Raw genomic sequence first — 8,619 nt, forward strand, 5'->3', positions numbered from 1 at the left:
GGTGTCAACCCCAGTCGTCATCACAGGAAGCGGAGGGACCCCTCTGTGCCCGACACCCGTGTGCGGCGCCGGCGGCGCTTTCTCGTCTGCGAACCCAGACACTTCGCCGTGCAGTACGCGATCAACCCCTGGATGCATCCCGACACCCAGGTGGACGTCGATCTCGCCCAGGAGCAGTGGCGGACGCTGATCGACACCTACCGCTCACACGGCCACACCGTCGACACGGTGGCGCCGGTGGCCGGTCTCCCGGACATGGTCTTCGCCGCGAACTCGGCCGTCGTCGTCGACGGCCGCGTCTTCGGCTCCCTCTTCCACGCGCCCGAGCGGCGCCCCGAGTCCGACCACTACGACATGTGGTTCAAGGCGGCGGGCTACGACGTCCACCGCCCCGAGTCGGTCAGCGAGGGCGAGGGCGACCTGATCCCGACCGGCCGTTACGTCCTGGCCGGCACCGGATTCCGTACGACCCGCGAGGCCCATCGCGAGGTGCAGGAGTTCTTCGGCGTCCCGGTGATCAGCCTGACGCTGGTCGACCCGTACTTCTACCACCTGGACACGGCGCTGTTCGTCCTGGACGACGACAACATCGCGTACTACCCGGAGGCGTTCTCGCCGGGCAGCCGCGAGGTGCTCGCGCGGCTGTACCCGGACGCGGTGCTCGCGACCCGCGAGGACGCGATGACGTTCGGCCTGAACTCGGTCTCCGACGGCCGTCATGTCTTCATCTCCCCCCGGTCCGAGGCGCTCGCCTCGCGCCTCGCCGACCACGGTTACGTCCCCGTCCCCGTCGACCTGTCGGAGTTCCACAAAGCCGGCGGCGGCATCAAGTGCTGCACCCAGGAGATCCGCTCATGACCGCACCCGTCCGTGCCCGTACGTCCGCCGACCTCATCCGCGCCGAGGAGCCGGTCCTCGCGCACAACTACCACCCGCTGCCCGTGGTCGTCGCCCGCGCCGAGGGCACCTGGGTGGAGGACGTCGAGGGCCGCCGCTACCTCGACATGCTCGCGGGCTACTCGGCCCTCAACTTCGGCCACCGGAACCCGGTGTTGATCGAGGCCGCCCACCGCCAGCTCGACCAGCTGACGCTCACCTCCCGCGCCTTCCACAACGACAAGCTCGCCGAATTCGCCGAGCGGCTCGCGGAGTTGACCGGGCTCGACATGGTGCTGCCGATGAACACCGGCGCGGAGGCGGTCGAGAGCGGCATCAAGGTGGCCCGCAAATGGGCCTACGACGTGAAGGGCGTCCCCGCCGACCGGGCGACCATCGTCGTCGCGGCGGAGAACTTCCACGGCCGTACGACGACGATCGTCAGCTTCTCCACGGACGAGACGGCGCGGGCGGGCTTCGGTCCCTTCACGCCGGGCTTCCGGATCGTGCCGTACAACGACCTCGCCGCGCTGGAGGCGGCGGTCGACGAGACGACGGCGGCGGTGCTGATCGAGCCCATCCAGGGCGAGGCCGGGGTGATCATCCCGGACGCCGGCTATCTGGCCGGTGTGCGTGAACTCACCACCCGCAAGGGCTGCTTGTTCATCGCGGACGAGATCCAGTCGGGGCTCGGCCGCACGGGCCGCACGCTCGCGGTCGAGCACGAGGGTGTCGTCCCGGACGTCCTGCTGCTCGGCAAGGCGCTGGGCGGCGGGATCGTGCCGGTGTCGGCGGTCGTCGCGCGCCGGGAGGTGCTGGGGGTACTGCACCCGGGTGAGCACGGGTCGACGTTCGGCGGCAACCCGCTCGCCGCGGCGGTCGGCACGGCGGTCGTCGAGCTGCTGGAGACCGGCGAATTCCAGCGCAGGGCCACGGAGTTGGGCGTGATCCTGCGCGACGGCCTGACCGAGCTGGTCGGCAAGGGGGTGGTCGGTTTCCGCGCCCGCGGCCTCTGGGCGGGCGTCGACGTCGACCCGGCGATCGGCACGGGGCGCGAGATCAGCGAACGCCTCATGCGCGAGGGCGTGCTGGCCAAGGACACCCACGGCTCGACGATCCGGCTGGCACCGCCGCTGACCATCACGGCGGACGAACTCCGGTCGGCTGTGGGCGCGTTGGAGAGGGTACTGACGCAGGGGGCGTGAGCCTGCGTGCGGTGTCGGGGTGGCTGGATCGGTGGACGGTGGCTGAGGCCGGTCCAGCCAGGCCCGCAGAGGGTGAGGTGTGGGGGCCGGGGTGGCCCGACGCACGGAGACCCGTCCGGCCCACCCGTAAGGAGGCACGTAACTCCCGTACAGCAGCTGCCACTTGCCCACTGGCAGGTACGCAAGTAACTCCCCGTACGGCAGCGGTTATTTACCCGCAGCGCCCTCCGCAGGAGTACCCGTGCCGGTGCCGCTGTCGGCCAGGGCGGCCTGGGCGAGGAGGCGGCGGGCCAGGTCGCGGGCCTCGGCAACGGTGAGGGAGGCCCAGAGCCCGGGTTCGCCGCGTACGACCGGGCCCACGTCCAGGGTGACCCGGCTGATCGGCCGTTCCGGGATCGCCAGCAACAGTCGCTTCACCGCGACCTGTCGGCCGCAGGTGGTCACCAACGGTGCTTCACCTGACGGCGGGAGCGGCTCCTGCCCTGACCGATTCATCTCCTTCACGACCCTTCTCTGAGTACCCGGCGAGGTATCAGGAGCAGCGCCGAACGGGCCCGGGTTGTTCCCGGGCGCCGACTCCGCCACGTTCCTGAATCCGGGCCGGCCGGTTGCCCCGCGCCCGGCGCAACCGGTTCGGCCGCGCCCGCATCGCACCCTCTTCCGCCTCCACCGGACATCCCCGCGCCGCCGGTGCGGACGCCGCTCACCCCACACTCCGACCGGTGTCGCCCCGCGCCCCCGCCGTAGCCCACCGTGCACCCCCACACACCGCACCGTGGTCGTCACGGGCCGCCCGGTGAACCCCGGGCGAATTCTCGCCCGCCCTCCGGTCAGAACAGGGTCAAGGGACGCGGTGGGGGCCGTAGCGCCCTCATAAGATCGCTGGTACCGCCACCTTTCGTACGACTGCCCCCTGGAGGCCCGGCGTGCCCGAAACCGCGCGCGGCGCCGATGCCGAAGCCGAGCCTGGTCCGGTACCCGCCTCGGAGCCGGCCTCGCCCACGCCCGAGCCCCGTACCGCCCGTCGCCGCACCGTGCTGCTCGCGGCCGGTGCCCTGGTCGCCGTGGCGGCAGTGGTCGCCGGAGTGCTCGCGGCCCGCGGCTCCGGCCCGGACGGAAAGGCCACCGCTGCCGCCGACGGGCTCCCGCACACCACCGTCGAGGTCGCGACCGCTGGGTGCGGCAGCGGCTGGACGCATCCGCAGGCCGGGCATCAGGTCTTCGATTTGCACAACACGTCCAGCACCGCCGCCGAGGTCTACCTCACCGATCCGACGACCGGTGCGGTGTACGGCGAGGTCGAAGGACTCGCGCCGGGGACCGTCCGGCCGCTCGGGGTGACCCTCGGGAACGGGTCGTACGCCTTCAAGTGTCTGCCCGACGACGCCGACGCCGTGACCGGGCCCACCGTGCGGATCACCGGCTCGAAGGTGAAGAGCGGACCGGCCGCCGTGCCGATCACGCAGCAGGAGCTCATCCCGCCAACGCTGGCCTACCAGAAGTGGATTCAGGGCCGGACCGTCGAACTCGCCCAGAAGACCGATGTGTTGCGTGCCGCCGTCGACCGCGGTGACCTCACCGCCGCCCGTAAAGCGTGGCTGCCCGCTCATCTCGTGTACGAGCGGATGGGCGCCGCCTACGGCACGTTCGGTGACTCCGACGGGGCGATCAACGGCACCACGGCGGGGCTCGCGGGCGGGGTGCGCGACGCCGGGTTCGCCGGGTTCCACCGGGTCGAGTACGGGCTGTGGCACGGCGAGTCGGCGAGCGGGCTGCGCGGGCCCGCCGATCAACTCGCCAAGGACGTCCACGCGTTGGAGAGCAGCTGGCCCTCCCAGCGGATGGATCCGGCCGACACCGGGCTGCGTGCGCACGAGATCCTGGAGAACACCGTGCAGTTCGAGCTGACCGGCCGCACCGACTACGGCAGCGGCACCAACCTGGCCACCGCCCGCGCCAACCTCGACGGCACCCGCGTGCTACTCGGTTATCTGCGCCCGCTGTTGAAGACGCGGGACACGGGGTTCTCCGAACTCGATACCTGGATGGACCGCACCCAGCACACCCTGGACGGCCTCGACCACTCCGGGAAGTGGACACCGCTGGCCCGACTCACCCGTCCGCAAAGGGAGAAGGTCAACGCCGACCTCGGTGGACTGGTCGAGCGGCTGGCCGACGTGGCCGCCCTCACGGACGTACGGAGGACCGCGTGAAGCGCGGATACGAGGTGGGCCGCCGGGGTTTCCTGGCGAGTGCGGCGGCCGTGGCCGGTGCCGGGCTGGTGGCCGCCGATCGTGGTGCCGCCGCGGCGGCCGTCCAGACGCCAGCCGCGGCCGTACCCTTCCATGGGGTCCATCAGGCCGGGATCGTCACCCCCGCGCAACGCGCCACGGCGTTCGTCTCCTTCGACACGACGGCCGCCGATCGCGCCGAACTCACCGATCTACTCCGGACGTTGACCGACCGGGCCCGCTTCCTCACCACCGGCGGCAGCCCCGAGGACCTCGGCATCACCGCCCCGCCCTCCGACTCGGGCACGCTCGGCCCGGACCTACCGGCGGACCGGCTGAGCGTCACCGTCGGCGTCGGAGCCTCGCTGTTCGACGACCGCTACGGGCTCGCGAAGCTCACGCCCCGCCGGCTGACCGCGATGCCGTCGTTCCCCGACGACGATCTCAACTCCGCCTGGTGCCACGGCGATCTGAGCGTGCAGTTCTGCGCGGACAGCGCGGACACCGTGCTGCACGCGCTGCGTGATGTCACCCGGCACACGCGCGGTGGCCTCCAAGTACGGTGGCGGACGGACGGGTTCATCAGTCCGCCGCGCCCCTCGGGCACCCCGCGCAACCACCTCGGCTTCAAGGACGGCATCTCCAACCCCGAGGTGACCGACGCCCGCGCGATGAACGACCTTGTGTGGGTGGGCAGTAGTGGCGGCGAGCCGGACTGGGCGACCGGCGGCAGCTATCAGGTCGTACGGCTGATACGGATGTTGGTGGAGTTCTGGGACCGGGTCTCCATCACCGAGCAGGAGCGGATGTTCGGCCGTGCCCGGGACACCGGCGCCCCGCTGGACGGGCACCACGAGAAGGACACGCCCAACTTCGCGCAGGACCCGCAGGGCGATGTGATCCCGCTCGACAGCCACATCCGGCTCGCCAACCCGCGCTCCACACAGAGTGCCGATCAGCGCATTCTGCGGCGGGGCTACAACTACGACCGGGGCATGGACGGCAACGGCAATCTCGACATGGGGCTGCTGTTCTGCTGCTACCAGCAGGACCTGGCCCGGCAGTTCGAGACCGTGCAGAAGCGGCTGGCCGGTGAACCGCTGGTCGACTACATCTCGCCGTACGGCGGCGGGTACTTCTTCGCGCTGCCCGGTGTGCGGGACGCGTCCGACTGGCTGGGGCGGACCCTGCTGGCCTGAGAGCAGGGTCAAGAACAGGCCAACAGACCATGAGAATTTCCTGACCGGGCGTTCGCTCTCACGTCATTGCCGCTCCCCCGCCCCGCCGTCACCATTGCCCAGGCTACGGCGGTAGGTGCCACGGCCATGGACGGTGTGGCAGCAGAACCACTGCTCCCGGAAGGCGAGACAGCATGATCGGCAAAGGAAGTAACCCCGGTGCACGGCGCCGGTTGACGCGCGTGGGCGCCCTGCTCGGCGCCGCGGCCCTGGCCACCGCGGGCGGGGTGGTCCCCGCGTCGGCGGCCTCGAACGGCCACCAGCCCTCGGGCAGCACGCACACCTCGACACCGATCAAGCACGTGGTCGTGATCTACGACGAGAACATCTCGTTCGACCACTATTTCGCCACCTACCCCGAGGCCGCGAACACCGACGGCACCAAGTTCAAGGCCGCGGCGCACACACCGAAGGCCGACAACCTGCTCAACGCCGGGCTGCTGAAGAAGAACCCGAACCTCTACACGCCCACGCGGCTGAGCAGTTCGCAGGCGATGACCTGCGACCAGAACCACTCCTACGGCCCCGAGCAGTACGCGGCCGACGGCGGCAAGGCCGACAAGTACGTCGAGAACACCGAGGTCAACAAGTGCACCGGCCTCTTCGGTGAGCCGGGTCTGGTGATGGACTACTACGACGGCAACACCGTCACGGGCATGTGGAACTACGCCCAGCAGTACGCCCTCAACGACCACTCCTTCAGCTCGGTCTACGGCCCCTCGACGCCCGGCGCGCTGAACCTGATATCGGGTCAGACGCACGGCGTGATCTCCGTCGACCCGGCCTCCGGCACCGAGAACCCGAAGCAGACGTCGACCCCGGACTCGTACGCCGTGGTCTCCCCGAACGCCAAGGGTGTCGGCACGGTCATCAACGACCCCGACCCGGCCTTCGACGACTGCTCGGACAAGGACCACACCGCGACCAGCGCGCTCGCGGTGATGCAGGGCAAGAACATCGGTGACCTGCTCAACTCCAAGAACGTGAGCTGGGGTTGGTTCCAGGGCGGCTTCCGGCCCAGCACCGCGTGGGACGGCAAGAGCGGTGACTACGCAAAGTGCGCCGGCACCACCCACACCAACATCGGCGGCGCGGCCTCCGAGGACTACAGCCCGCACCACTCGCCGTTCGAGTACTACAAGTCGACGTCCAACCCGCACCACCTGGCGCCCAAGTCGGTCGCCGAGATCGGGCACAACGGCCGGGCGAACCACAACTACGACCTGACCGACTTCGACGCCGCGCTGAAGGCCAACAACCTTCCCGCGGTGAGCTTCCTGAAGGCGGCCGAGTACCAGGACGGGCACGCCGGCTACTCGGACCCGACCGACGAGCAGAACTTCCTGATCAAGGAGATCAACGCTCTCCAGAAGTCGCCCGAGTGGAAGTCGACGGCGGTCGTGCTCGCCTACGACGACTCCGACGGCTGGTACGACCACGTCTCCTCGAAGGTCCTGAACGGCTCGAAGGACTCGACCGTCGGCTCCAACGGCAAGGCCACGGACAGCCCGGCCTGCCAGGCCGGTCCGGCCGCGAAGGGCGGCTACGCGGACCGCTGCGGTCCCGGTACCCGGCAGCCGCTGCTGGTCATCTCGCCGTACAGCAAGGTCAACAAGATCGACCACACCGCGACCGAGCAGGCGTCGATCACGCAGTTCATCGAGGACAACTGGCACACCGGCCGGATCGGTGACGCGTCCTTCGACCAGCGGGCGGGCACCCTGGGCGGCATGTTCGACTTCCGGCACCCCAACAACAAGCAGGTGCTGCTGAATTCGAACGGTTCGGTGAAGTCGGTCAAGCGGATCCCGCACTACACCCAGACGTCGTCGACGGCCACGAAGGCCCCGTACCCGGCGTACGTCCAGGACCTGAAGGCGCAGAACGTCGCCGCCAGCAGCGACTCCTCCACGGCTCTGCCGGTCGCGATCGGCGCCGGTCTGCTGACGGCGGTGGGAGCGACCACGGCGTTCGCCGTGTACCGCCGGAGGACGCGTACCGCCCTGTAAGTCCCCGTGAACCGGGGCCGGTTGGCCCGTACCGAGGGCGGCGAGGACGATCTCCTCGCCGCCCTTCGCCGTGCCCGGTGTCGGCCTGATCGCCCCGGTTCCACGGGAGGGCGCCTGCCCCTACACTGGCAGCTCACGAGGTACCGGGTGACCTGCGAGAACAGGTCGGTCGAGCCGACCCGCCGGAGTGAGGAGCGACCCCCCTTGTTCTACTACCTCCTGAAATACGTCATTTTGGGGCCTTTGCTCAGACTGGTCTTCCGCCCCCGGATCGAGGGCCTGGACCACATACCGGAGGAGGGCCCGGCGATCATCGCCGGCAACCACCTCTCGTTCGCCGACCACTTCCTGATGCCGGCGGTCCTCAAGCGCCGCATCACCTTCCTCGCCAAGGCCGAGTACTTCACCGGCCCCGGCATCCGCGGCCGCCTCACCGCGACCTTCTTCCGCAGCGCGGGCCAGATCCCGGTCGACCGCTCCGGCAAGGAGGCGGGCCAGGCCGCGATCCGCGAGGGCCTCGGCGTACTGAGCAAGGACGAGCTGCTCGGCATCTACCCCGAGGGCACCCGCTCCCACGACGGCCGTCTGTACAAGGGCAAGGTCGGCGTGGCGGTCATGGCGTTGCGGGCCCGAGTCCCGGTCATCCCCTGCGCGATGATCGGCACCTTCGAGGCCCAGCCGCCCGGCAAGGTCATCCCCAAGGTCCACCCCGTGACGATCCGCTTCGGCAAGCCCCTCGACTTCTCCCGCTACGAGGGCATGGAGAACGAGAAGGCGATCCTGCGCGCCATCACCGACGAGATCATGTACGCGATCCTCATGCTCTCCGAGCAGGAGTACGTCGACCAGTACGCGGCCGTCGCCAAGGCGGAGGAGGCGGCCGCGGCGAAGGAACGCAAGTTCCCGCGCCTGCCGCTGAGTTGAGATCCCGAGAACCCTGAATTGACGTGAGTGAGGGGGGGGGGGGGGCGGTGTCGGCGAGGTGGCGATCCGCGACGACAAAGCCAACACCAACCAGGTCGGCGCGTGCTCGGCCGAGAGTCGTCAGTGCGGGAGCGTG

7 protein-coding genes are annotated in these 8,619 nt (G+C 69.9%); 6 read left to right on the forward strand and 1 reads right to left on the reverse strand.

Going from position 1 to position 8,619, the window contains the following annotated elements:
- Positions 1-45: 45 nt before the first annotated feature.
- Together ddaH and rocD are read left to right on the forward strand one after the other, a co-directional pair.
- Positions 46-858, forward strand: coding sequence for a dimethylargininase (ddaH, locus tag ACGFY9_RS12685; RefSeq protein WP_393753720.1), 813 nt, complete (start codon positions 46-48; stop codon positions 856-858).
- Entirely contained in the window at positions 855-2,081 is a 1,227-nt protein-coding gene (gene rocD / locus ACGFY9_RS12690) for an ornithine--oxo-acid transaminase (protein WP_393753721.1), read from the forward strand. Before ddaH ends, rocD begins: the two co-directional genes overlap by 4 nt.
- Positions 2,082-2,288: 207 nt before the next feature.
- On the opposite strand, the gene ACGFY9_RS12695 is transcribed toward rocD, so the two are convergent.
- The gene (locus tag ACGFY9_RS12695) at positions 2,289-2,525 is read right to left on the reverse strand and encodes a hypothetical protein (protein ID WP_393753722.1); all 237 of its coding nucleotides are present in this window, start codon (positions 2,523-2,525) and stop codon (positions 2,289-2,291) included.
- A gap of 482 nt (positions 2,526-3,007) precedes the next feature.
- Here ACGFY9_RS12695 and ACGFY9_RS12700 point away from each other — a divergent pair, with 482 nt between their 5' ends.
- The 4 genes from ACGFY9_RS12700 (at position 3,008) to ACGFY9_RS12715 (ending at position 8,483) form a co-directional block, all read left to right on the forward strand.
- A complete protein-coding gene (locus ACGFY9_RS12700) occupies positions 3,008-4,294 on the forward strand; it encodes an EfeM/EfeO family lipoprotein (RefSeq protein ID WP_393753723.1) in 1,287 nt (428 codons plus the stop codon).
- A complete protein-coding gene (gene efeB, locus ACGFY9_RS12705) occupies positions 4,291-5,511 on the forward strand; it encodes an iron uptake transporter deferrochelatase/peroxidase subunit (protein ID WP_393753724.1) in 1,221 nt (406 codons plus the stop codon). Before ACGFY9_RS12700 ends, efeB begins: the two co-directional genes overlap by 4 nt.
- A gap of 173 nt (positions 5,512-5,684) precedes the next feature.
- Complete coding sequence (locus ACGFY9_RS12710; RefSeq protein ID WP_393753725.1) at positions 5,685-7,559, forward strand: phospholipase C; 1,875 nt, start codon at positions 5,685-5,687, stop codon at positions 7,557-7,559.
- 204 nt (positions 7,560-7,763) lie between these two features.
- The gene (locus ACGFY9_RS12715; protein ID WP_393753726.1) at positions 7,764-8,483 is read left to right on the forward strand and encodes a lysophospholipid acyltransferase family protein; all 720 of its coding nucleotides are present in this window, start codon (positions 7,764-7,766) and stop codon (positions 8,481-8,483) included.
- Positions 8,484-8,619 lie beyond the last annotated feature (136 nt).

This window comes from Streptomyces sp. NPDC048504 (assembly GCF_043200035.1).
Lineage (GTDB): Bacteria > Actinomycetota > Actinomycetes > Streptomycetales > Streptomycetaceae > Streptomyces.